Origin of the sequence: Streptomyces sp. Ag109_O5-10 (assembly GCF_900105755.1) — a bacterium.
Taxonomy (GTDB): Bacteria; Actinomycetota; Actinomycetes; order Streptomycetales; family Streptomycetaceae; genus Streptomyces.
Window position 1 is genome coordinate 8,169,363 of the sequence record NZ_FNTQ01000001.1, and the last position, 23,355, is coordinate 8,192,717.

Below are 23,355 nucleotides of genomic sequence, written 5' to 3' on the forward strand. Positions count from 1 at the left end.
TCGCTCACGGTCAGTATGTTCCTCGGCTGGGACGCCGTAGGGCGTCACGCGGTCGGCTGGTGGACGGTGCGGCCGTGCCGCGTGCTCACCCGGGCCCGGACAGCCAGCGCCGGACACGGCCGATGAGGTCCCCGGTGTCGACGGGTTTGGTGACGTAGTCGTTGGCCCCCGAGGCGAGGCTCTTCTCCTGGTCGCCCGGCATGGCCTTGGCGGTCACGGCGATGATGGGCAGCTCCGTGTACTGGGGCATGGCGCGGATCTCCGCGGTGGCGGCGTAGCCGTCCATCTCCGGCATCATCACGTCCATCAGGACCAGGCAGACGTCGGGGTGCGCGAGCAGCATCTCGATGCCCTTGCGGCCGTTGTCGGCGTGCAGGACCTGGAAGCCGTGCAGCTCCAGCACCCCGCTCAGGGCGAAGAGGTTGCGGGCGTCGTCGTCGACCACCAGGACCGTCCGGCCCTGGAAGGCGTCGTCGATGACCTGCGCGGCCGGCGGGTGCGAGTCCTCGGCGCGCACGAGCGACAGCACGTCGCCGGGCTGTTCGGCCGCCAGGTGCAGCGTGATGCGCTCGCGCAGCTCGTCCAGGCTGGCCAGGAAGTCCAGCGGCCGGCCGCCGGCCAGGGCCCGCAGCCCCTGTTCCTGGGCCAGGTCCACCCGGTGCCCGGTGTGCACCAGCACCGGCACGCTGGCCAGCGCCGAGTCACCGCGCATGGCCTCCAGGAAGCTCGCGCCCTCCTGGCCGGGCATGCCGAGCTCCAGCACGACACAGTGGCAGGCCTGCGTGGCCAGGGTGCTCGCCGCCTCCTGCGCCCCGACCGCGGTGATGATGTCGATGTCCCCGTGCGGGTCGTCCGGGCGCTGCGCGATGTCCGCCACGGCCCGCTCGGCGACCAGCGTGAGCAGCCCGCGCGGCCGCTCCTCGATCACCAGCAGCCGTCGCCTGCGCGGCTCGGCGGCCGCCGGAGCGGGCAGAGCGCGGGGCGCCGACGGCTCCACGCAACCGTCGGCCTGCTCGTGGTGGTGTTCCACCGGCCGGCCCCCGGCCTCCAGGACTTCCTCGAAGTCGTCGCGGGCGACGGGCAGGTAGAGCGTGAACGTGCTGCCCTGCCCCGGCGTGCTGTCGACCGTGACGGCACCTCCGAGCAGGTGCGCGATCTCCCGGGTGATGGACAGACCCAGGCCGGTGCCGCCGTACTTGCGGCTGGTGGTCCCGTCGGCCTGCTGGAACGCGCCGAAGATCGTCTCCAGTTGCTGCTGGGGGATGCCGATGCCGGTGTCGACGACCCGGAAGGCCACCACCGGGCCGCCGCGGTGCACCCCCGGCGGCACCTCCTCGTCGGCGGCCGGTTCGATCCGCAGCCGGACCCCGCCCTCCTCGGTGAACTTCACCGCGTTGGACAGCAGGTTGCGCAGGATCTGGCGCAGCCGGGAGTCGTCGGTGAGCAGGTCGGCGGGGGTTCCCGGAGCGGTGGCCACCGCGAAGTCCAGGCTCTTCTGCGAGGTCATCGGCCGGAACGTCGCCTCGACGTAGTCCAGCAACTGGCGCAGCGGGACCCGCTCGGGAGCGACGTCCATCTTGCCGGCCTCCACCTTGGACAGGTCGAGGATGTCGTTGATCAGCTGCAGCAGGTCCGACCCTGCCGAGTGGATGATGCCCGCGTACTCGACCTGCTTGGGCGTGAGGTTGCGCGACGGGTTCTGCGCCAGCAACTGGGCGAGGATCAGCAGGCTGTTGAGCGGGGTGCGCAGCTCGTGGCTCATGTTGGCCAGGAACTCCGACTTGTACTTCGAGGCCAGCGCCAGCTGCTGCGCCCGGGTCTCCAGCTCCTGCCGGGCCTGCTCGATCTGCAGGTTCTTGGCCTCGATGTCGCGGTTCTGGTCGACCAGCAGGGACGCCTTCTCCTCCAGCTCCGCGTTGGAGCGCTGCAGTTCCTCCTGCTGCACCTGCAACTCCTCCGACCGCGACTGCAGTTCGGCGGTCAGGCGCTGGGACTCCTCCAGCAGCTCGTCGGTGCGGGCATTGGCCACGATGGTGTTGAGGTTGACGCCGATGGTCGGCATCAGCTGCGCCAGGAAGTCCTGGTGGATCTGCGTGAAGCGGGTCAGCGAGGCCAGCTCGATGACGCCCAGGACCTGCTCCTCGACCACGATGGGCAGCACCACGAGGGCGCGGGGCAGCGCCTGCCCGAGGCCGGAGGAGATGGTGACGTAGCCCTCCGGAAGCTCGTCCACGGTGACGGGGCGCCGGTTGCGCGCCGCCTGTCCGACCAGGGAGCGGCCGACCGGGATCCTGGTGGGCCGGTCCGGGTCGTCCGGAGCCCCGTACGAGCCGACCAGGCGCAGCTCGGGACCGCGCGCGGTGTCCTCCGCCAGGTAGAACGCGCCGTACTGGGCCGACACCAGCGGGGTCAGCTCGTCCATGATCAGCTCGGCCACGACGGGCAGCTCGCGGTGGCCCTGCATCAGGCCGGAGATACGGGCGAGGTTGGTCTTGAGCCAGTCCTGCTCCTGGTTGGCCCGGGTGGTCTCGCGCAGGGACCCCACCATCGCGTTGATGTTGTCCTTGAGCTCGGCGACCTCGCCGGAGGCCTCCACGGTGATCGAGCGGGTCAGGTCCCCTTCGGCGACGGCGCTGGCGACCTCGGCGATCGCGCGGACCTGCCGGGTGAGGTTCCCGGCCAGCTCGTTGACGTTCTCCGTCAGCCGCTTCCAGGTGCCCTCGACGCCCTCCACCTCGGCCTGGCCGCCGAGCCGGCCCTCGCTGCCGACCTCGCGGGCGACGCGGGTGACCTCGGCGGCGAACGAGGACAGCTGGTCGACCATCGTGTTGATGGTGGTCTTCAGCTCCAGGATCTCGCCGCGGGCGTCCACGTCGATCTTCTTCGACAGGTCGCCGCCCGCCACCGCGGTCGTCACCAGGGCGATGTTGCGCACCTGCCCGGTGAGGTTGTTGGCCATCGAGTTGACGTTGTCCGTCAGGTCCTTCCAGGTGCCGGCCACGTTCGGCACGTGCGCCTGACCGCCGAGCCGGCCCTCGGTGCCGACCTCGCGGGCGACCCGGGTCACCTCGTCGGCGAACGCCGACAGGGTGTCGACCATGGTGTTGATGACATCGGCCAGCGCGGCGACCTCGCCCTTGGCCTCCACGGTGATCTTCTGGGAGAGGTCGCCGCGCGCCACCGCCGTGGCGACCTGGGCGATGGAGCGGACCTGCCCGGTCAGGTTGGACGCCATCACGTTGACGTTGTCCGTGAGGTCCTTCCAGGTCCCCGAGACACCGCGGGCGATCGCCTGACCGCCGAGATTGCCCTCGGTGCCGACCTCGCGGGCGACGCGGGTGACCTCGTCGGCGAAGGCGGAGAGCTGGTCGACCATGGTGTTGATGGTGTTCTTGAGTTCGAGGATCTCGCCGCGGGCGTCGACGGTGATCTTCTGGGAGAGGTCGCCCTGCGCCACCGCGGTGGCCACCTGGGCGACGTTGCGGACCTGCGCGGTGAGGTTGCCCGCCATGAAGTTCACGGAGTCCGTCAGGTCGCGCCAGGTGCCCTTGACGCCCTTGACGTCGGCCTGCCCGCCCAGGCGCCCCTCGGTGCCGACCTCGCGGGCGACGCGGGTGACCTCGTCGGCGAAGGCGGAGAGCTGGTCGACCATGGTGTTGATGGTGTTCTTGAGTTCGAGGATCTCGCCGCGGGCGTCGACGGTGATCTTCTGGGAGAGGTCGCCCTGCGCCACCGCGGTCGTCACCTGGGCGACGTTGCGGACCTGGGAGGTGAGGTTCCCGGCCATGAAATTGACCGAATCCGTGAGGTCGCGCCAGACCCCGCCCACCCCGGGCACCTGCGCCTGACCGCCGAGCCGCCCCTCGCTGCCGACCTCGCGGGCGACGCGGGTGACCTCGGCGGCGAACGAGGACAGCTGGTCGACCATCGTGTTGACGGTCTCCTTCAGCTGCAGGATCTCGCCGCGCGCGGGCACGTCGATCTTCTGGGACAGGTCGCCCTTGGCCACCGCCGTCGCCACCTGGGCGATGTCGCGGACCTGGGTGGTGAGGTTGCCCGCCATGGCGTTGACCGACTCGGTCAGGTCCGCCCAGGTGCCGGAGACCCCGGGCACCTCGGCCTGCCCGCCCAGCGTGCCCTCGGTGCCCACCTCGCGGGCGACCCGCGTCACCTCCGAGGTGAACAGGGACAACTGGTCCACCATGCCGTTGAACACCGTGGCGATGTCGCCGAGCAGACCCGTGCCGTCGGACGGCAGGCGGGTGCCGAAGTCGCCGTCGCGTACCGCTGTCAGTCCGGCGAGCAGCTGCCGCAGCTCCTGCTCGCCCGGGCCCCGTACCTGGGCGTCCATCGACGTGCCGGCCATGCCCACCCTCGTTCCGCTTCGCAGGATCCCACCCCGAGGACCCGGAACCAGGCCGGCGCCACGCACCCCCACCACCAGTGGCGACGCCGCGCTCGACGGCTCCGGCCGACGGGAAATCGATCGCAGACTAACTCAGTTGTCGTGCAGCAACAAAAGGTCGGCGTGAAGTCCGCGGCGCACCGAAGAACAGCGGAAACAAGAGGCATGGCAAGGCCGTCCAGGGGTACCTGAACCGGTTTTGGCCGTCGGCGGAACCGGTCCCCGCCGCCGCTCGCGTGGTCGCGGTCGCCGCCGGTGACGCGGTCCCGGCCGTCAGGCCGCGATGGCCTCCGCGACGGTCGGGTGACAGGGTGCGACGGCGTCGAGGCCCACCAGCTGCACGGTGCGCAGTACCGGCCCGTGGGCGCCCGCCAGGCGCAGCCATCCCCGCACGGCCCGGGTGGCGTGGTGGGCGGCGACGAGTGCGTTGACGCCGCTGGAATCCATGAAGGTGACCTCGCTGAGGTCGACGACGACCCGGGGGCCGGTGGTGGGGTCGGCCGGGGGCATCGCCCGCGTCAGCACGCCCACGCTCTGGTAGTCGATCTCACCGCGGACGCCGAGCACGGCGATGCCGTCGACATCCGCGCGGACCACGGCCAACTCGCCGCGTCCCACAGTTTCCTGGTCGTCTGCCACGTCCGTCCTCTGCGCCCTCGGTACGGGTCGAGCCCCCTTCCTGTAGCCAACGCTGCCCAGGATCCCGGCGGTGATGCACCCGTGGTCCCGGACAACTTCCCGGAGTACGGGAATACCGCCGGGAAGGCCGGGTAGACGCGCGCTCATGAACGGGGTATCGCATGTCAGTGGCAGGGAGCGGCCTGTCCCGCCCGAGGAGTGTTCCCGGATGCCGGAAGCCGCACCTGCCGAGGTCACCATCGCCCTGGACGGGGCGGACGGCTGTATCGCCGGCGCGCGGGACCGGACGTCGGAGTTCCTGACCAGGGCTCAGTCCGAGCACGGACTGCCGGTCACCTCGCGCACGATGGGCGCGGCACAGCTGGTGGTCAGCGAACTGGTCACCAACGCGCTGAAGTACGCGCCGGGACCGGTGCTGCTGCACCTGCGCGTCGTCGACGGCGTGGTGGAGATCGAGGTCTGGGACACCGATCCCACGCTGCCGCTGGCGCGGGCCGCCGACGCCGGACGGGTGGGCCAGCACGGACTGGAGATCGTGCTGGCGGTGGTGCAGGGCTTCGAGGCACGCCGTGAGCCCGTGGGCAAGTGTGTCACCGTCAGGCTCGCGCTCTTCGACGACCCGCTGCTGGGACTCGGGCGGCCGGCCGGTGACGGTGGCCGGACGGGTGGCCGGTAGGAGCCGCCGGAGGCGGAGAGGCGAGGGGCCCGCGGCGACCTGAGGGCGCTCGGCACCCTCGGGGATTGAACCGCGACGGCCGGGGCAGACGGGCCGCTGCATGATCCACGCGAACGGTCGACACGCAGGAGGCCCCCGATGCTCTTGGCACACCCCGCCGTACTGACGGACCTGATGGAGCAGTACGAGACACTGCGCACCCTGCACGCGGACGAGGGCGACGAGGTCGTACGCCGCCGGATGGCGGACATCGCCTACACACTGTGTGTGGCGACCGGCACCAGTGACATCGACGCCGCCCTGGTCGTGGCCCGGTACCGCCTGCCCGGTGCCCGCGTCGAGGACGACTCCCTGCTCTCCGCCTGACCGCGGAGGACCGTGGCCCGCCCCGCACCGCGACTCGTGCAGATGCTGTGGAGGCCGAGGCGGCGGCAAGGCGGCGGGGCGTGACCGGCCGCCGGTCGGGTACCGCGAGAGAACAAGGTGGTACCTGCATGGACAGGCGATGTCGGAAAGCGAAACCTCGTGACTGGTCTCAGTGGTGCCGGGGACGGCCCGTCGGACGGCCTCACCGCGCTGGCCGTGTCGATGGCCGACGCCGTCGAGTGCCTCACGAACCTGTGGTCGGTCGCCGCGCAGGGCGCGAGCGTGCGGCTGTCGTCGCACCAGCTGCGCGCCCTGCGCGTCATGGACGGGCAACCGGGGATCAACCTCACCGCCCTGGCCGTGCGGATGGACATCGGGCTGCCCGCCGCCAGCCGGCTCTGCGACCGGCTGGAGGCGGCCGCCCTGCTGGAGCGGGAGCTGCATCCGCGTAACCGGCGCGTGGTGCGACTGCATGTGACGAGGCAGGGCCGGCAGGCGCTCGACGAGGTGGCCTCCCGCAGGGCGCGGCGGCTCGCCGTCGCCCTCGGTGCCATGGAGCCGGCCGATGCCGAGGCCCTCGGGCGAGGGCTCCGCGGGTTTCTGGCCGCACTGGACGCCGGGACGGGAGACGAGGACGGAACCGCCTGACGTACGTGCGGACGTACAGAGCGAGCACGAGACCGTTTCCGGGCCCGGCGGTCGGCAGCCGGGCGTCCGGGAACGCGGACGCCGCCTCACGTCACGGCGTCACGACCGCGTCCGCCCCCGCCAGTCGAGGCACACGACCAGCGCGTCGTCGTCCGCCGCGACGGCGTCGCCGCGATGACCCGCCAGCTCGCGCAGAACGGCGCGCGGCACCTCGGCGGCCGGCAGCAGGCGAGTGGACTGGATGGCCCGGGCCAGCGCCCGCTCGCCGTACGTCTCGCCCTTGGGGGAGCGCACCGCGTGCACGCCGTCGCTGACGAAGACGAGCCGGTCCCCGGGCTCGACGGCGAAGTCCTGCGCCACGTAGTCCGTCTCCTCGAACATGCCCAGCGGCAGCTGCGCCTCGAAGGGCACGCGATCGACAGTGCCGCCGCGCAGCCGCAGCAGCTGGGGTGAGCCGGCGTCCACCACTTTCGCCCGGCCCGTCGTCAGCTCGAGGTCCAGCATCAGGACGGACAGGTAGCGGCGGCCCCGGTAGTGGGCGTAGACGGCCTGGTCGGCCAGGGCCGCCTGGTCCTCGAGGGAGATTCCGGCGCGCCGCGCGTTGCGCAGGGCGCTGACGGCGAGGTTGGTCAGCAGGGCCGCCTCTATGCCCTCGCCCATGCCGTTCGTGACGTACAGCATCAGCCGGTCGGACGTGGCCGACCAGTCGAAGTTGTCCCCGAAGACGGCGTAGGCCGGCTCCAGCTGGCAGGCCAGGTCGTACTCCGGCCGGGAACAGGAGCGGCCGGGCAGCAGGTGCCACTGCATCTCCGCGGCCAGGGTGAGCCGGTCCTTGCGCCGGGCCTGGAGGTACAGGTCCGTGTCGCGCTCGGCCACGATCACCTCGTGCGCCAGCGCGTCGGCGATCTCGGCGAGTTCCGCGACGCGGTCGGCGGCCGCCTCGCTGCCGTTCAGCGTCACGGTGAGCACGCCGAGCCGGTCGCCGCGCACGCTCACCGGCAGATGGACCCGGGCCGGCCGGCCCCGGCCTTCCTCGCAGTAGGGCTCCTGGGAGCCGAAGGCCCGGCCGGCCGGGCTGCCGTGCACCGGTACCGGCGCCAGGTTGTGCGGCGCCACCGACACCGGCTGGAGCACCGTCAGGCTGTAGTCGGCCATGAACAGCTCGGCGTCCGTCGCGTCGTACCGCTCGGCCAGCACGAGGCGGACGGCGTCCAGCAGTTCGTGGGGAGCCGCTGCGCGCAGGGCGCGTTCAGCGGTTTCGAATCTGTTCACGATGGGGGATGCACCAATCTTTCTCCTGACAACGTGCGGGCCCGGCGGCGGCGCCGGGCTCCGTGCGGAGCCGCGTCTGTCGTCCCGAGGTGTCCATGGCCGGTGGCGGCGGCTAGTACGCTGAGAGGCACCCCAGTGCCTGCGAGAGTGTGACCGTGACTGCCTTCCGCCGTCGTCCTGAGCCCGAAGAGGTCGCACGCGTGACCACGCGGGCCGTCGAGCTGCTGGAGGTCGTCTGGGGCCGGGCATCGACCGCGCCCACCTCCGCCTCCCAGCTGCGCGTGCTGCACATCCTCGAGCACCACGAGGGCATCAACCTGCGGACCCTCGCCGAGTTCCTCGCCTCCACCCCGCCGTCGACGAGCCGGCTGTGTGACCGGCTGCAGGCCGCGGGTTTCGTCGAGCGCGTGGTGAGTCCGGAGGACCGGCGCGAGGTGCGGCTCCATCTCAGCACCCGGGGGCGCCTCTTCCTCGCCGATCTGCGCGCCCGCCGGGAGAACGAGTTGCAGAAGGTGCTGGCCGACATGCCCGCGGCCAAGCGCGTTGCCCTGCTGGAGGGCCTGGAGGCGTTCTGTGCCACCGCGGCCACGCAGATACACGACGAGGCTCCGGACTCCGACAGCCGGACCGCCTGAAGAGCCCTCACGGCGCCGGTGCCACCACCGCTTCACGGCGATGGCGGGCGGTGCCCGGAGCGGTCTCCGTCCACCGGATCATTCCAGGTCCTTCCCCGTGTACGTCCGACGCGGCTACTCTGTTGCCTCATGGCTATTGTTGTCAAACGGCAACTGTTCTTCGCGTGCTCCTCACTCCCTTCGGAGACCTCTTGCCGACGCGGTCCGCGGTGACCGCGCGGTACGACCCGGACGCCGGAGGCGCACGGGTGACCGGAAGCGCTTCCCGGTCCGCGACCCGGGCGCGGTGCGCTCGCGACGGCCGTGTCTCCGTGGTGGCCGCACCGGCCCTCCACGCACCGCCGTCGTGCGGTCGCGTCCGCCCGTTCGCGAACCCGACAGCCATCCGTGTACCCCCCGAGAGGGACCGCATGACGTTCGTCGCCCAGGCTGTGACGGCGCCCACGGGGAGCGGCCCGGCCGTCCGGTCCGCCCCCACAGGCCCCGGCGGCCCCACGAGGACCGGCGACGGGAGGATGGCGCCATGCACCCGGCCCCCGAACTGAGCGTGCGCGTCGACCGCCGTGCACAGGTCGTCGTGGTCACCGTGCGGGGCGAGGTCGACTACGACGACGTCGCCGACTTCGAGCGCGCCTGGGAGGCGGCCGACCGGGCGGGGATGCCCGTCACGGCGGTCGACCTCGCCGGGGTCACCTTCGCCGACAGCATGCTGCTCAACGCGCTCGTCCGGGCCCGCCACCGCCACCGGGCCGACGGCAGGACCCTCGTGCTGGTGGGACCCCTGCGGGCCGCCGTCAGCCGGCTCCTGGAGATCAGCGGCACCGCGGAGCTGTTCACCGTCACGGACGTCCGTCCCGGATACACCGGGACGGACGGCGGCTGACCGCACGCGCGAACCGAGGTAGCCTCCAGTGACCGCCCTTGACCTGCGGAAGCAGGCAGGGAGCAGACGAATCGGGAGTTCCTCGTGCTTCGTACCATGTTCAAGTCCAAGATCCACCGCGCCACCGTCACCCAGGCCGACCTGCACTACGTGGGATCCGTGACCATCGACGCCGACCTCCTCGACGCCGCCGACCTGCTGCCGGGCGAGCTGGTCCACATCGTCGACATCACCAACGGCGCCAGGCTGGAGACCTATGTCATCGAGGGCGAGCGGGGCTCCGGGGTCGTCGGGATCAACGGGGCGGCCGCCCATCTCGTGCACCCCGGAGACCTGGTGATCATCATCAGCTACGCTCAGGTCACCGACGCCGAGGCGCGTACGCTTCGGCCGCGGGTCGTGCACGTCGACCACGGCAACCGGGTCGTGGCCCTCGGCGCCGACCCGTCCGAGCCGGTACCGGGCTCGGACCAGGAGCGCAGCCCGCAGGCCGTGTCGGCCTGACCGAAGGACCAGGAGGGCGACATGAGCGACATCGAGATCCGCGACGACCGGGCGGCCGGACGTCTGGAGGCGGTCGCCGGCGACGAAGTCGTCGGCCACATCGAGTACTTCGTCCTGGAGTCGCCCTCCCGGGCCCTCGTGCCCGTCCACACCATCGTGCAGCCCGAGCACGAGGGGAAGGGCATCGCGGGCTCCCTCGCCCGCGAGTTGTACGCGATCTCCGAGCGCGAGGAGATCCCGGTGGCCCCGCTGTGCCCGTACGTCGTCAGGTGGGCCGAGCGCCACCCCGACGTGGCGCCGGCACCGGACCCCGAGCTGCTCCGCGCGGCGAAGGAGTGGCTGGTCGCCCACCCCGGCCGCTTCTGAGCGACGCGGCCTCGGATGCTCGCCCTCCTGCACACCTCACCGCTCCATGTCCCCGTCTTCGACGCCCTGCGCGACGAGCACCACCCGGGCCTGGAGCTGAGCCACTCCGTGGCCCCGGACCTGCTGGCCAGGGCTCGCCGGGACGGCCCCGAGGCGGTGTCCGGGGACGTCACCGCGGCCCTCCGCCGGTCGGTGGCGGACGGCGGCGCAAGGGCCGTGCTCTGCACCTGCTCGACGATCGGTGAGGTGGCGGAGCGCGCCGCCGGCGAGATCGGCGTACCGGTCGTCCGCGGCGACCGTCCGATGGCGGCCGAGGCGGTGACGGCGGGGCGCCGTGTCGCCGTCCTGGCGACGGTCGAGAGCACCCTGCCGCCGACCCTGGCCCTGCTCGACGACGAGGCCCGGCGCGCGGACCGCCCGATCCGCGCCCGCGCCCGGGTCGTACCGGACGCCTGGACCCGCTTCGCGGCCGGCGACATCGAGGGCTGCGCCCGTCTGGTGGCAGCCGCGGCGGACGCCGTGACCGACGCCGACGTGATCGTCCTGGCCCAGGCCTCCATGGCCTCGGCCGCGAGGTTCACGACCACCGCGGTCCCGTTGCTCTCCAGCCCGCGCCCGGGCCTGGCGGCGGCAGCGAGGAGTGCGCGAGCGCCGCTCGGGTAGGTGGCCCAGTAGACCCAGACACCGGCCGGAGGACACCATGACCACCCCACATCCGCCGGACCCCTACCCCAGCCCCGTCCCCACCCCCCAACCACCCCCCGCCCCCCAGCCCCCGACCCCCACACCGCCACCTCCACCCCCCAACCCGTCCCCATCCCCCGGACCCAGACCCCACCCCCACCCCAGACCCGGGCCCACCCCTCACCTGAACCCCGGACCACCCCCAACGCCCCCGCACCTGACGGACGACCCCGACCGTCACCCCGATAGGGGCGCGGGGAACTGCGCGAAACCCGAACGCTCCCGCACCCGACGGACGGCCTTGACCGTCACCCCGATAGGGGCGCGGGGAACTGCGCAAAACCCCCACGCTCCCGCACCCGACGGACGACCCCGCCCGTCACCTCCCCAGGGGCGCGGGGAACTGCGCGAAAACCGCAGCCCGCCCGCACCCGACGGACGGCCTTGACCGTCACCCCGATAGGGGCGCGGGGAACTGCGCAAAACCCCCACGCTCCCGCACTCGACGGACGACCCCGCCCGTCACCTCCCCAGGGGCGCGGGGAACTGCGCGAAAACCGCAGCCCGCCCGCACCCCGCGAACGCCCGGTGCTACGCGGTGACCTCCGACCGGTCGCCGCCCCACAGCGTGTGGAACGACCCCTCCCGGTCCACCCTCCGATACGTGTGCGCCCCGAAGAAGTCCCGCTGCCCCTGCGTGAGCGCCGCAGGCAACCGCTCCGCCCGCAGCGCGTCGTAGTACGCCAGCGCCGCCGAGAAGCCCGGCACGGCCACCCCTTCCCGCGTCGCCGCGATGATCACCTCGCGCCAGTCGTCCTGCGCCTGGGCGATCTCCCGCGCGAACGTCTCGTCCGACAGCAGGCTCGGCAGGTCCGCCCGCGCGTCGTACGCCGCCCGGATCCGGTCCAGGAACGCCGCCCGGATGATGCAGCCGCCCCGCCAGATCGAGGCCACCGCGCCGAGGTCGATGTCCCAGTCGTACTCGTCGCTGCCCGCCTGGATCTCGTGGAAGCCCTGCGTGTACGACACGATCTTCGACGCGTACAGCGCCTGCTCCACCCGGTCCGCGAACGCCGCCGCCTCCGCCTCGGACAGCGCCTTCGGCTTCGGGCCGGCCAGGTCCCGCGACGCGGCCCGCAGGTCGGCGTGACCGGACAGCGAGCGCGCGAAGACCGCCTCGGCGATACCCGACACCGGCACGCCCAGGTCCAGCGCGATCTGGACCGTCCAGCGGCCGGTACCCTTCTGCTCCGCCTGGTCCACCACCACGTCCACGAACGGCTTGCCGGTCGCGGCGTCCACGTGCGCCAGCACCTCCGCCGTGATCTCGATGAGGTACGAGTCCAGCCGGCCCGTGTTCCAGGTGCGGAAGATGTCCGCGATCTGCGCGGGGGAGTACCCGGCGACGTCCCGCAGCAGCTGGTACGCCTCGCCGATCAGCTGCATGTCGGCGTACTCGATGCCGTTGTGCACCATCTTCACGAAGTGCCCGGCGCCGTCGGGGCCGATGTGCGTGACGCAGGGCGCGCCGTCCGCCGCCTTCGCCGAGATCTTCTCCAGCATCGGGCCCAGCGAGTCGTACGACTCCTTCGGCCCGCCCGGCATGATGCTCGGCCCGTGCAGCGCGCCCTCCTCACCGCCGGACACGCCCATGCCCACGAAGTGGATGCCCTGCTCGCGCAGCGCCTTCTCGCGGCGCCGGGTGTCCGCGAAGTGCGCGTTGCCGCCGTCGATGATCATGTCGCCGGGCTCCAGGAGCGGTGCGAACTCCTCGATCACCGCGTCCGTCGGACCGCCCGCCTTGACCATGATGACCAGCCGGCGCGGCCGCTCCAGCGCCGCCACGAACTCCTTGGCGGTCTCGGCCGCGATGAAGTCGCCCTCGTCCCCGAAGTTCTCCACCAACTCGTGTGTCTTCGACACCGTGCGGTTGTGCAACGCCACCGTGTAGCCGTTGCGCGCGAAGTTCCGGGCGAGGTTGCGGCCCATGACCGCGAGACCCGTGACGCCGATCTGCGCCGAAGTGCTCATACCGCCTGCTCCTCAAGAATCAAGTCGATCCCGTAGAACGTGCAAGGGATGCTGCCGCCGCTCATGCCCGCCAGTATTGCCCAAAGGCCATCCTGACCCGCCGTTCGACCGGCCGCACTTGCAGATACGCACCACAGGGGCCCGACGGCTCAGTAACCTCGTGCAACGTCTCCGCGGGGTCCCGCCGGACCGGCACGGCTGACGGCGCGTCAACGCCTTTCCTCGTCCCACGCGTTCGGGCGTGGCGGCCGGGACCGCAGGGGCGAGAGGCGGCTGATTGCCGTCTTGTCATGGCCTGTTCGGGGCGCTTACTTTTGGCCTTCCTGACGCGCGTGGCGAGGGGGACTCCAGACATGGCCGAACGCGGCCGGCACCGCCGGTACCAGCCGAACAGGATCAACCGCGCCTCGCTCACCGTCACTGCGGGCGGTGCCGGCCTCGCGCTCCCGCTCGCCGCCGCCTCGAGCGCCGACGCGGCCTCCGTGTCCACCTGGGACCGGGTCGCCGCCTGCGAGTCCAGCGGCGACTGGGGCATCGACAGCGGCAACGGGTTCTACGGCGGGCTCCAGTTCACCCAGTCCACCTGGGAGGCCTATGGGGGCACGCGGTACGCGCCGCGCGCCGACCTCGCCACCAAGGACCAGCAGATAGCGGTGGCGGAGAAGGTCCTCGACGGACAGGGGCCGGGCGCCTGGCCGGTCTGCTCGGTGCGGGCCGGGCTCACCCGCGGCGGCGACACCCCCGACGTGCACACCGAGAGCGCCGCCACCCACCCGGCGACGCACCACGCCGCGAAGAGTCCGGCCAAGGGCACGGCGAAGAGTTCCGTACGGGACGTACAACCGCAGACCACGCCGCAGTCCAGGGCCGGCCAGGCCGAGATGTACACCGTGGTGCACGGCGACACGCTCTCCGGGATCGCCGAGGAACACGACGTGGCCGGGGGCTGGCACCGGCTGTACGCGGCCAACCGCACGACGGTCGGCCCCGACCCCGACCTGATCCTGCCGGGACAACGGCTGAGCCTGACGGGCCGGGCGACGAGGACGACCGCCCCCAAGGCCAACTCCCAGGCCCACCCGAAGGCCGATACCAGGACGAAGACCAGGACCAGGTCCGAGAAGGCGAAGACCGCCACCCACACCGGCCACACCCTCGTCGCCCCCGTCGACGCCCCGATCGGCACCGGCTACCACGTGTCCGGCTCGCACTGGTCGAAGGGCTACCACACCGGCGTCGACTTCCTCGCGCCCACCGGCAGCTCCGTGAAGGCGGTCGAGGCCGGGCAGGTCGTCACGGCGGGCTGGGGCGGCTCCTACGGCTACCAGGTGGTCATACGGCACGCCGACGGCCGCTACACGCAGTACGGCCATCTGTCGGCGATCTCCGTGCGGGCCGGGCAGAGCGTGTCCACGGGCCGGCGGATCGGCCGCTCGGGCTCCACCGGAAACGCCACGGGCCCGCATCTGCACTTCGAGGTGCGGACGGGGCCCGGTTTCGGCACGGACATCGACCCGGTCGCCTATCTCCGGGCCGGCGGCGTCAGGATCTGATCCGCGTACGGCGGCGGTTCAGGAGCGGACCGTGCACGTAGTCGGCGGCGGGCAGCAGCACATCGGCCACGTCCGGGACCACGTCCGGCGCCGCGGGCCCCGACCGCTGCTGCGGCATCCCGACCAGTGAGGCGGCCTCCGCCGGCCTGACGTCCGCGGGCTCCGTCCGCGCCGCACCGGCCTGCACCAGGCCGGCCTCGGCCAGTTCCACCAGCGCCTCGACCAGCGGTTCGGGCGAGACCTCGGCCAGGGCGGGCTCCGGTACCGGCCGGGCCGGGTGCGGGGTGCCCTCGATGCGCTCGGTCGTCAGCAGGATCAGGCCGCCCACCGCCACCACACCGCAGCCCAGCGCCAGCAGGGTGCCCGTCGTGCCGTAGCGGAACGTCTCGCCGAACATCGTGATGCCGACCGCCGCCGCCAGCACCGGGTTGACCACGGTGAGTGTGGCCAGCGGTGCGGCGAGGCCGCCGCCGCGGTAGGCGGCCTGGGAGATCAGGACGCCCGCGACGGCGTAGGCGCCGATCACGGACAGCCAGAGCAGGTCGGCGGTGGCGATCCCGCCGTCCCAGTCGATCGCCACGACCTTGGTGAACACCGAGGACATGCCGAACGCCACGCCGGACGCGGTGGCGAGCAGCACGCTGCGCACCGCCGGGTGCCGGTGGGCGGCCCGGCCGGCGATCATCAGCGTGACGACCGCGCCGCCGGTGACCAGCGCGACGCCGATCCGCCCGGCGGAGTCCAGGGTGTGCGAGTCGGAGGAGCCGACCAGGGAGAGCAGACCGGCCAGGCCGACGGTCGCCATGATCGCGCCCCGCCAGGCGGTCGCCCCGGCCCGGCGGCCGACGAAGAGGGCCGCCATGGGCAGCGCGAACACGATGGTGAGCGCGCCCAGCGGCTGGACCAGGCTCAGCGGTCCGTAGGCGAGCGCGACGACGTGCAGCAGACCGCCGAGGCCGTTCAGCGCCATCGCCCCCCACCAGCTCGGGCGGCGCAGCGGCGCGTACTGCTCGTCGGGGGAGGAGACCGCCACCCGCTCCTGCACGATCGCGCCGCCGGCGTAGGCGACGGCGGAGACGAAGGAAAGCAACACGGACAACGCGAGGGCGCTCATGCTCGGCTCCTCTGCGTCGGGCGCGGCCGGTTGGCCCCGCGCGGTGATCGGTCGGCTTCCATGAGCAACACTCTGCCCGTCCGCGTGCTTCCCGTCGTCGTACCTGAGCACCTAATGGGTCCTACTACCGATGGAGTACGCCGGGATCCCGATCATCCCCAGGGTGGGGGCCGCCGGGTGGAGAGGGCGTGCGCCCGGGATCCCGCGAGGCCTGGTACTACTGCTGTTCGTGGACCTGTTCGAGGACCTGGACCCTGATCTCGCCGCGCTCCGCCCGCTCGGCGGCTTCTTCGTCCTGCGCACGGTCCGGCCTGCGGTAGGAGATCCAGGACCGGCGCGGACCGGCCAATCCACAACTCTGGCAAAGGCCTATAAAAAACTCACATCGGATGTTTCCCGGGATGCCCTTACTTTCCGTGTCGACACGGTTTCGAGGCGTCTGGGCGCCGACGAGCCCCGGGTCGCCGCCTCCATCGCCCACCAGGCGCTGGCCGCCCGGCTCTGGTCCGTCGCCCTCGGCTGCGCCGTCCGCTACGGCCGCCTCCCCGACCTCGGCCCCGGCCTGCTCCTGTGGGATCCCGGCGCCACCGCCCCCGACGACCTCCGGCTCACCGAGCTGCGCGCCCTGCCCGGCGGCGCCGGGCAGGCCGCGCTCGCCGACACCGTCGCACGCGTCGTCGTGCACGGCCATCTCGAACCCCTGGGGGCGGCCCTGCGGGACCGCTACGGCATCGCCGCCGGCCTGCTGTGGGGCAACGCCGGCTCCGCGCTGGCCGGTACCACGCGGGAGCTGGACCGCTGGGCACGTGCGAACAACTGCGCGGATACGGCGGCCCGGACCCGCGCCCTCGCCGAGGCCCTCTTCGCGCACCCTCTGCTGAGCGCCACCGGCACCCGCACCGGCCCGGCCTTCCGGCGCCGCAGCTGCTGTCTCTACTACCGGGTACCGGGCGGCGGGGTCTGCGGTGACTGTTGTTTCACACAACCACCGCGCTCTTCCCCGCGCGCCGCATCTGGGTGACCATGGAACAACCGGCCGTGGAGAGCGAGGGGTTGCGGGTGCGAGTCGGACTGCTGACCCGGGAGTACCCCCCGGACGTCTACGGCGGCGCGGGCGTTCATGTGGAGTTCCTCGCCAGGGAGTTGCGGCCGCTGGTCGACCTGGAGGTGCACTGCTGGGGCGAGGGCCGCGGGGTCGGCGTCGTCCGGCACCGCCCCTGGACCGCCCTGGACACCGCCAACGACGCGCTGCGCACCTTCTCCGTGGACCTCGCCATGGCCGCGGGCCTGGAGGGCCGCGACCTCGTGCACTCCCACACCTGGTACGCCAACCTGGCCGGCCACGTCGCCAAGATGCTGTACGGCGTCCCGCACGTGGTGACCGCCCACTCCCTGGAGCCGCTGCGGCCCTGGAAGGCCGAGCAACTCGGCGGCGGGTACGCCCTGTCGAGCTGGGCCGAGCGCAGTGCGGTCGAGGCCGCCGACGGCGTGATCGCCGTGTCCGGGGCGATGCGCACCGACATCCTGGACTGCTACCCCGCCCTGGACCCGGCGAAGGTCCACGTCGTGCACAACGGCATCGACACCGCCCTCTACCGACCGGACCGCGCCACCGACGTCCTCGCCCGCATCGGGATCGACCCCGCCCGCCCCTACGTCCTGTTCGTGGGCCGGATCACCCGCCAGAAGGGCGTGCCCCATCTGCTGCGCGCCGTACGGGACATCGACCCGGCGGCGCAGGTCGTCCTCTGTGCCGGCGCGCCCGACACGCCGGAGATCGACCGGGAGTTCCGCGAGCTGTTCGCGGAGCTGAGCCGGGCCCGCGAGGGCGTGCACTGGATCCCGCAGATGCTGCCCCGCGCCGACGTCATCCAACTCCTCACCCACGCCGCCGTGTTCGCCTGCCCCTCGGTCTACGAGCCGCTCGGCATCGTCAATCTGGAGGCGATGGCCTGCGGCACGCCCGTGGTGGCGTCCCGGGTCGGCGGGATTCCCGAGGTCGTCGAGGACGGCAAGACGGGCCTGCTGGTCGACCTGGACGACGACTTCGAGGAGGGCCTGGCGCGGGCCCTGGACGCCGTCGTCGGCGACCGGGAGACGGCGGAACGCATGGGCGAGGCCGGACGCGAGCGCGCCGTCGGGGAGTTCGGCTGGGACGCGGTGGCCCGGCGCACGGTCCGGCTCTACGAGGAGATCCTCAAACAGGCGTAACGGCAGGCGTGACGAACAGGCCGCCTGTTCGACGCGATCACGGTGCAGGCTTAGCGGGAGTGCTCCCAGGGCAGGCATGGAGCACAGGGTGAGGGGAGCGGCCATGCGTCGTGGTGGACCTTCGGTACTCGGGATCGTGCTGGCCGGCGGGGAGGGCAAACGCCTGATGCCGCTGACCGCCGACCGGGCGAAACCAGCGGTCACCTTCGGCGGCACCTACCGCCTGGTCGACTTCGTGCTGTCCAACCTGGTCAACGCCGACGTGCTGCGCATCTGCGTGCTGACCCAGTACAAGTCGCACTCGCTGGACCGGCACATCACCACCACCTGGCGGATGTCCAGCCTGCTCGGCAACTACGTCACCCCGGTCCCGGCGCAGCAGCGGCTCGGCCCGCGCTGGTACCTGGGCAGCGCGGACGCCATCCTGCAGTCCCTCAACCTGGTCCACGACGAACAGCCCGACTACGTCGCGGTGTTCGGTGCCGACCACGTCTACCGCATGGACCCCCGGCAGATGCTCCAGCAGCACATCGAGGGCGGTGCCGGGGTCACGGTCGCGGGCATCCGCATCCCGCGCGCGGAGTCCTCGGCGTTCGGGGTGATCACTCCGGGCTCGGACGGACAGACGATAGAGACCTTCCTGGAGAAGCCCGCCGACCCGCCCGGTCTGCCGGACGCCCCGGACTGCGTCTTCGCCTCCATGGGCAACTACATCTTCACCACCAAGGCCCTGGTGGAGGCGCTGCACCGGGACGCCGAGGACGACGACTCGGTACACGACATGGGCGGCTCGATCCTGCCCCAGCTCACCGCCCGCGGCGAGGCCCAGCTCTACGACTTCGGCACCAACCACGTGCCCGGCGAGACCAGGAGCGACCGCGGCTACTGGCGGGACGTCGGCACCCTCGACGCGTACTACGACGCCCACATGGACCTGATCGCCGAGCGGCCCGCGTTCAACCTCTTCAACCGCAGCTGGCCCATCTACACCCACTCGTACCAGCTCTCCCCGGCCCGCTTCAACGCCGGCGGCATGGCGAGCGAGTCCATCATCAGCGCGGGCTGCCTGATCCGGGGCCAGGTCACCCGGTCGGTGCTGTCCCCGGGGGTGCGGGTCGATCCGGGTGCCGTGGTCCAGGGGTCGATCCTGCACGACAACGTCGTGGTGGGCCGGGGCGCGGTGGTGCGCGGCGCGGTCCTGGACAAGAACGTCGAGGTGCCGCCGGGCGCGACGATAGGCGTCAACCCGGACCGGGACACCGAGCTGTACACCGTCTCCAAGGGCGGGGTCATCGCCCTCGGGAAGGGCCAGATCGTCTCGTAGCCCTCGCCCGCCCGCCAACTCGCGCGCGACGCGCTGTGAGTGAATAACCCTCATTTGCCGGACTTTGGGCCACTCTCCCCTCACGATGCAGACAGCAATGTCGAACTTCGGAGGTCATCCGACATGAGAGGGACGAGAGAGGCCAGTGGTATGTCACATACCACCGCGGCTCTCCGAGGCACCCGGCTGTGCCTCGCCGCCGTGCTGACAGCGTCCGCGCTGCTCACCGCCCCCGCCGCGGAGGCCGCCGAACCGGCCGACGGCAGCCTCGCCGACCTGGTGAACCCCTTCATCGGCAGCCAGGACGACGGCAACACGTTCCCCGGCGCGGCCGTGCCCTTCGGCATGGTGCAGTTCTCCCCGGACACCGGGCACAGCACCGGCTACGACTACGCCCAGCACCGGATCCGCGGCTTCTCCCTGGTCCACCTCTCCGGCGTCGGCTGCGCCATCGGCGGCGACCTGCCCGTGCTGCCCACCACCGGCGACGTCGCGCAGACGGACTACGCGAAGTACGCCGCCGGGTTCGACCACGCCGACGAGGCGGCGAGCCCCGGCTACTACCGCGTCGGCCTCGACTCGGGCGTGACGGCGGAACTGACCGCGACCGCCCGCACCGGCGTCCAGCGCTACACCTTCCCCGCCACCGGCAAGGCCAACGTCCTGCTCAACGCCCGCCAGGCGCTGCACAAGCCGGCCGGCAGCGAGGTCGAGATCCTCGACGACCACACCGTCCGCACCCGGATCAGCGGCCACGGCTTCTGCCGCGAGACCGCCCCCTACACCGTCTACACGGTCACCCGCTTCAGCCGCCCCTTCACCGCGTACGGCACCTGGAACGGCACCGCGGTCACCCCGGGCGCCCGTACCGGGGCCGACGGCGCCTACGTCCGCTTCGACACCACCCGGGACCGCACGGTCGAGGCGACCACCGCCCTGTCGTACGTCGACGCGCGCGGCGCCGAGGCCAATCTGCGCGCCGAGGGCGGACGTTCGTTCGACACGGTACGACGGGCGGCCCGGGACGCCTGGGAGCGGCGGCTCGCCGGCATCCGGGTCCAGGGCGGCTCCCCGGCCCTGCGCCGTACCTTCTACTCGTCCCTGTACCGCACCTTCCTCGCGCCCAACGTCGGGGAGGACGCCGACGGCCGCTACACCGGCTGGGACCGCCGGATCCACCGCGCCCAGGGGTTCACCTACTACCAGAACTGGTCGCTCTGGGACACCTACCGCACCCAGGCCCAGGCGCTCGCCCTGCTCGCCCCGCGCGAGGCCCGCGACATGGCCCTGTCGGTGCTGCGGATCGCCGAGGAGGGCGGCTGGCTGCCCAAGTGGGGCTACGGCACGGTCGAGACGAACATCATGACCGGCGACCCGGTCACCCCGTTCCTGACCACCGCCTACCAGCTGGGCCTGCTCAAGGGCCACGAGGAGCGGGCCTACCGGGCGCTGCGGAGGAACGCCGACGGCGTGCCGCCGGCCGCCAACGCCGGGGTCGGCCGCGAGGCCAACGCCGAGTACCTCGCCGACGGCTACGCGCCGTACCTCAAGGGCCGCCCGCACACCAAGGTGGGCGACTCCGACTACGACCACGGTGCCTCCGTCACCCTGGAGTACGCGCTGTCCGACGCGATGCTCGGGCAGATGGCCCGGGACCTCGGCCATGTCGAGGACGCGGCCCGCTACGCCACCCGGGCGCAGAACTTCCGCAACGTCTTCGACCCCTCCACCGGCTTCTTCCGCGCCCGCGACGCCTCCGGCGCCTTCACCGGCGACCCGGACCCGGCCCGCGGCATCGGCTTCCACGAGGGCACCGCCTGGCAGTACCAGTGGCTCGTCCCGCAGGACCTGCCCGGCGTGATCTCCCTGATCGGCGGCGAGCGCGCCACCAACGCACGGCTCGACTCCTTCTTCGCCTACGACAGGCTGCTCGCCGACCCGGTGAAGACCGCGCGGGACGTGTGGGTGCACGGCAACGCGTACACCTACTACAACGCGGCCGTCTACAACCCCATGAATGAGCCGGACCTGATCGCCCCGTACACCTACCTCTCCACCGGCCAGCCCTGGAAGACCACCGACGTGGTGCACGCGGCGCTGACCCTGTTCACCGACGAACCGACCGGGATGACCGGCAACGACGACCTCGGCACCATGTCCGCCTGGAACGTCCTGTCGTCCCTCGGCCTCTTCCCGGTGCAGCCCGGCTACGGCACCTGGGGCCTGTCCACGCCCGTCTTCGACCGGGCCGACGTCCGCCTCGACCGGCGCTTCTGGCCGAGCGGCGGGTTCACCGTGACCGCGCCGGGGACCTCCGCCGGCCAGCGGTACATCCAGCGGGCCCGCACCGACGGCACCGACTACGGCCGCACCTATCTGACGACCGGGGCGCTGCGCTCCCTGCGCTCGCTGGCGTTCACGGTCGGCCCGCGCCCGTCAGAGTGGGGTACGTCACCCGAGGCGGGACCGCCGGCGCTGAAGTGACCTCAGGTGTCCCAGGAGTCCCGCCCCTTTCGGAGGAGGCGGGACTTAATCTGCTGTTAACTGAGCGTAGCCTGATCGTACTTGACCGTAATCACGAGTCGACGTTTGACTGCTGATCCACCCTCCGTCAACGCGAGGCACCCTTTTCGATGACTGCGACTGCTGACCTGCTCGCCCCGCTCGATCTGGCCTTCTGGAACATCGAGTCCGAACAGCACCCGATGCACCTCGGCGCGCTGGGCGTCTTCTCGACGCACTCGCCGACCGCCGGCGCGCACGCCGCCGACCTGCTCGCGGCCCGGGCCGCCGCGGTACCCGGACTGCGGATGCGCATCAGAGACGTCTGGCAGCCGCTCGCGTTCGGCGGTGCCGCCCGCGAGACCGACCCGGACTTCGACCCCCTGAACCACGTCCGGCTGCACGCCCCGACCGCCGACTTCCACGCCGTCGCCGGCCGGCTGATGGAACGTCCGCTGGAGCGCGGCCGGCCGCCGTGGGAGGCACACGTGCTGCCCGGCGAGGACGGGGTGTCCTTCGCGGTGCTGTTCAAGTTCCACCACGCCCTCGCCGACGGGCTGCGCGCCCTCAAGCTGGCGGCGGGCGTCATGGACCCGCTCGACCTGCCGGCGCGCGCCCCCCGCTCGATCGAGCCGCCGCGCCCGATGCTGGCCCTGCCCGACGTCCGCAGGCTCCCCGAGCTGGTGCGCGGTGCCCTCTCCGACGTGGGCCGGGCCCTCGACATCGGCGCCTCCGTCGCCCTGTCCGCGCTCGGGGTGAGCTCGTCGGCCGCGTTGCGGTCCGAGCCCACCGGCACCCGCAGCATCGCCGGGGTCGACCTCGACATCGACGACGTGCACCGGGTCCGCAAGGCCGTCGGCGGCACCGTCAACGACGTCCTGATCGCCGTCGTCGCCGGCGCCCTGCGCCGCTGGCTGGACGAGCGCGGCGACGGCACCGAGGGTGTCGCCCCGCGCGCCCTGATCCCCGTCTCCAGGCGCCGTCCGCGCACCGCGTCCCCCCAGGGCAACCGGCTCTCCGGGTACCTGATACGGCTTCCGGTCGACAACCCCGACCCGCTCGCCCGCCTCGACCGCGTCCGCACGGCGATGGTCCGCAACAAGGACGCCGGCCCCAACCGGGGCGCCGGTGCCGTCGCCCTGCTGGCCGACCACGTGCCGGCGCTCGGGCACCGGCTCGGCGGGCCACTCGTCGGCCAGGCCGCCCGGCTCTGGTTCGACATCCTGGTCACCAGCGTGCCGCTGCCGGGCGTCGGCCTGTGCCTCGGCGGCCACCCGCTCACGGCGGTCTACCCGCTGGCCCCGCTCGCGCCCGGCCAGTCCCTGGCGGTCGCCATCTCCACCTACCGCAACCGCGTCCACTACGGCCTGGTCGCCGACGCGAGCGCCGTCCCCGACCTCGACATGCTGGCCCGCGCGGTCGCCGACGAGGTGGACTCGCTGATCGCGGTCTGCGATCCATGATCAGGACGGGTTTGGAGGTAATGCCCGGCGCTCCGTAAAATTCCGGGTTCGAAGGCGGGCGCGAGTCGGAGCGCCGCTG

The 23,355-nt window shown here is 72.3% G+C and carries 19 protein-coding genes; 14 read left to right on the top strand and 5 right to left on the bottom strand.

The window, feature by feature from the left end:
• Positions 1 to 85: 85 nt before the first annotated feature.
• The gene (locus BLW82_RS37220) at positions 86 to 4,351 is read right to left on the bottom strand and encodes a HAMP domain-containing protein (RefSeq protein WP_371131520.1); all 4,266 of its coding nucleotides are present in this window, start codon (positions 4,349 to 4,351) and stop codon (positions 86 to 88) included.
• A 327-nt stretch (positions 4,352 to 4,678) separates the two neighbouring features.
• On the bottom strand, positions 4,679 to 5,044 hold the full coding sequence (locus BLW82_RS37225; protein WP_256216077.1) for an STAS domain-containing protein: 366 nt from the start codon (positions 5,042 to 5,044) through the stop codon (positions 4,679 to 4,681).
• Positions 5,045 to 5,252: 208 nt separating this feature from the next.
• On the opposite strand from BLW82_RS37225, the gene BLW82_RS37230 reads away from it, so the two are divergent.
• From BLW82_RS37230 to BLW82_RS37240, 3 genes are all read left to right on the top strand, one after another.
• Complete coding sequence (locus BLW82_RS37230; RefSeq protein WP_256216078.1) at positions 5,253 to 5,720, top strand: ATP-binding protein; 468 nt, start codon at positions 5,253 to 5,255, stop codon at positions 5,718 to 5,720.
• Between the two features lie 138 nt (positions 5,721 to 5,858).
• On the top strand, positions 5,859 to 6,086 hold the full coding sequence (locus BLW82_RS37235; protein ID WP_093506049.1) for a DUF5133 domain-containing protein: 228 nt from the start codon (positions 5,859 to 5,861) through the stop codon (positions 6,084 to 6,086).
• 159 nt (positions 6,087 to 6,245) lie between these two features.
• Positions 6,246 to 6,734 (top strand): MarR family winged helix-turn-helix transcriptional regulator, encoded by a 489-nt coding sequence (locus BLW82_RS37240; RefSeq protein WP_093506051.1) that lies wholly within the window; start codon positions 6,246 to 6,248, stop codon positions 6,732 to 6,734.
• Between the two features lie 99 nt (positions 6,735 to 6,833).
• Here the strand turns inward: BLW82_RS37240 and BLW82_RS37245 are convergent, their stop codons facing one another.
• Positions 6,834 to 8,006 (bottom strand): PP2C family protein-serine/threonine phosphatase, encoded by a 1,173-nt coding sequence (locus BLW82_RS37245; protein ID WP_093506053.1) that lies wholly within the window; start codon positions 8,004 to 8,006, stop codon positions 6,834 to 6,836.
• A 200-nt stretch (positions 8,007 to 8,206) separates the two neighbouring features.
• Between BLW82_RS37245 and BLW82_RS37250 the strand changes: the two genes are divergently transcribed.
• The 5 genes from BLW82_RS37250 (at position 8,207) to BLW82_RS37270 (ending at position 11,057) form a co-directional block, all read left to right on the top strand.
• Entirely contained in the window at positions 8,207 to 8,641 is a 435-nt protein-coding gene (locus BLW82_RS37250; protein ID WP_093506055.1) for a MarR family transcriptional regulator, read from the top strand.
• A gap of 523 nt (positions 8,642 to 9,164) precedes the next feature.
• The gene (locus BLW82_RS37255) at positions 9,165 to 9,524 is read left to right on the top strand and encodes an STAS domain-containing protein (protein ID WP_093506057.1); all 360 of its coding nucleotides are present in this window, start codon (positions 9,165 to 9,167) and stop codon (positions 9,522 to 9,524) included.
• An 84-nt stretch (positions 9,525 to 9,608) separates the two neighbouring features.
• Positions 9,609 to 10,028 (top strand): aspartate 1-decarboxylase, encoded by a 420-nt coding sequence (gene panD, locus BLW82_RS37260; protein WP_093506059.1) that lies wholly within the window; start codon positions 9,609 to 9,611, stop codon positions 10,026 to 10,028.
• Between the two features lie 21 nt (positions 10,029 to 10,049).
• On the top strand, positions 10,050 to 10,394 hold the full coding sequence (locus BLW82_RS37265; protein ID WP_093506061.1) for a GNAT family N-acetyltransferase: 345 nt from the start codon (positions 10,050 to 10,052) through the stop codon (positions 10,392 to 10,394).
• A 15-nt stretch (positions 10,395 to 10,409) separates the two neighbouring features.
• Positions 10,410 to 11,057: an aspartate/glutamate racemase family protein gene (locus tag BLW82_RS37270; RefSeq protein ID WP_093506063.1), complete on the top strand. Its 648-nt coding sequence runs from the start codon at positions 10,410 to 10,412 to the stop codon at positions 11,055 to 11,057.
• Positions 11,058 to 11,669: 612 nt separating this feature from the next.
• Here the strand turns inward: BLW82_RS37270 and gndA are convergent.
• Positions 11,670 to 13,109 carry an NADP-dependent phosphogluconate dehydrogenase gene (gene gndA, locus BLW82_RS37275; protein WP_093506065.1) on the bottom strand — a complete coding sequence of 480 codons (1,440 nt, stop codon included), beginning with the start codon at positions 13,107 to 13,109 and terminating at the stop codon, positions 11,670 to 11,672.
• Positions 13,110 to 13,462: 353 nt separating this feature from the next.
• Here gndA and BLW82_RS37280 point away from each other — a divergent pair, with 353 nt between their 5' ends.
• Positions 13,463 to 14,662, top strand: a complete 1,200-nt coding sequence (locus BLW82_RS37280) for a transglycosylase family protein (protein WP_093506067.1) — start codon at positions 13,463 to 13,465, stop codon at positions 14,660 to 14,662.
• On the opposite strand, the gene BLW82_RS37285 is transcribed toward BLW82_RS37280, so the two are convergent.
• Positions 14,652 to 15,776 carry a DMT family transporter gene (locus tag BLW82_RS37285; protein ID WP_093506069.1) on the bottom strand — a complete coding sequence of 375 codons (1,125 nt, stop codon included), beginning with the start codon at positions 15,774 to 15,776 and terminating at the stop codon, positions 14,652 to 14,654. The genes BLW82_RS37280 and BLW82_RS37285 overlap by 11 nt on opposite strands.
• 211 nt (positions 15,777 to 15,987) lie before the next feature.
• Here BLW82_RS37285 and BLW82_RS37290 point away from each other — a divergent pair, with 211 nt between their 5' ends.
• From BLW82_RS37290 to BLW82_RS37310, 5 genes are all read left to right on the top strand, one after another.
• The gene (locus BLW82_RS37290; protein WP_256216253.1) at positions 15,988 to 16,797 is read left to right on the top strand and encodes a (2Fe-2S)-binding protein; all 810 of its coding nucleotides are present in this window, start codon (positions 15,988 to 15,990) and stop codon (positions 16,795 to 16,797) included.
• A gap of 38 nt (positions 16,798 to 16,835) precedes the next feature.
• The gene (glgA, locus tag BLW82_RS37295; protein ID WP_093508473.1) at positions 16,836 to 17,987 is read left to right on the top strand and encodes a glycogen synthase; all 1,152 of its coding nucleotides are present in this window, start codon (positions 16,836 to 16,838) and stop codon (positions 17,985 to 17,987) included.
• A 103-nt stretch (positions 17,988 to 18,090) separates the two neighbouring features.
• Positions 18,091 to 19,311: a glucose-1-phosphate adenylyltransferase gene (gene glgC / locus BLW82_RS37300; RefSeq protein ID WP_093506073.1), complete on the top strand. Its 1,221-nt coding sequence runs from the start codon at positions 18,091 to 18,093 to the stop codon at positions 19,309 to 19,311.
• A gap of 150 nt (positions 19,312 to 19,461) precedes the next feature.
• Positions 19,462 to 21,795: a GH92 family glycosyl hydrolase gene (locus BLW82_RS37305; protein ID WP_093506075.1), complete on the top strand. Its 2,334-nt coding sequence runs from the start codon at positions 19,462 to 19,464 to the stop codon at positions 21,793 to 21,795.
• Positions 21,796 to 21,944: 149 nt separating this feature from the next.
• The gene (locus BLW82_RS37310; protein WP_093506077.1) at positions 21,945 to 23,276 is read left to right on the top strand and encodes a wax ester/triacylglycerol synthase family O-acyltransferase; all 1,332 of its coding nucleotides are present in this window, start codon (positions 21,945 to 21,947) and stop codon (positions 23,274 to 23,276) included.
• Positions 23,277 to 23,355: the final 79 nt, after the last annotated feature.

What these genes read in the sequence shown, in the direction of transcription:
- glgC (WP_093506073.1), top strand. Translation starts at nt 18,091, where the DNA reads ATGCGTCGTGGTGGACCTTCGGTACTCGGGATCGTGCTGGCCGGCGGG.
- BLW82_RS37235 (WP_093506049.1), top strand. Translation starts at nt 5,859, where the DNA reads ATGCTCTTGGCACACCCCGCCGTACTGACGGACCTGATGGAGCAGTAC.
- gndA (WP_093506065.1), bottom strand. Translation starts at nt 13,109, where the DNA reads ATGAGCACTTCGGCGCAGATCGGCGTCACGGGTCTCGCGGTCATGGGC.
- BLW82_RS37265 (WP_093506061.1), top strand. Translation starts at nt 10,050, where the DNA reads ATGAGCGACATCGAGATCCGCGACGACCGGGCGGCCGGACGTCTGGAG.
- BLW82_RS37230 (WP_256216078.1), top strand. Translation starts at nt 5,253, where the DNA reads ATGCCGGAAGCCGCACCTGCCGAGGTCACCATCGCCCTGGACGGGGCG.
- BLW82_RS37285 (WP_093506069.1), bottom strand. Translation starts at nt 15,776, where the DNA reads ATGAGCGCCCTCGCGTTGTCCGTGTTGCTTTCCTTCGTCTCCGCCGTC.
- BLW82_RS37255 (WP_093506057.1), top strand. Translation starts at nt 9,165, where the DNA reads ATGCACCCGGCCCCCGAACTGAGCGTGCGCGTCGACCGCCGTGCACAG.
- BLW82_RS37310 (WP_093506077.1), top strand. Translation starts at nt 21,945, where the DNA reads ATGACTGCGACTGCTGACCTGCTCGCCCCGCTCGATCTGGCCTTCTGG.
- BLW82_RS37280 (WP_093506067.1), top strand. Translation starts at nt 13,463, where the DNA reads ATGGCCGAACGCGGCCGGCACCGCCGGTACCAGCCGAACAGGATCAAC.
- BLW82_RS37305 (WP_093506075.1), top strand. Translation starts at nt 19,462, where the DNA reads ATGTCACATACCACCGCGGCTCTCCGAGGCACCCGGCTGTGCCTCGCC.
- BLW82_RS37220 (WP_371131520.1), bottom strand. Translation starts at nt 4,351, where the DNA reads ATGGACGCCCAGGTACGGGGCCCGGGCGAGCAGGAGCTGCGGCAGCTG.
- BLW82_RS37270 (WP_093506063.1), top strand. Translation starts at nt 10,410, where the DNA reads ATGCTCGCCCTCCTGCACACCTCACCGCTCCATGTCCCCGTCTTCGAC.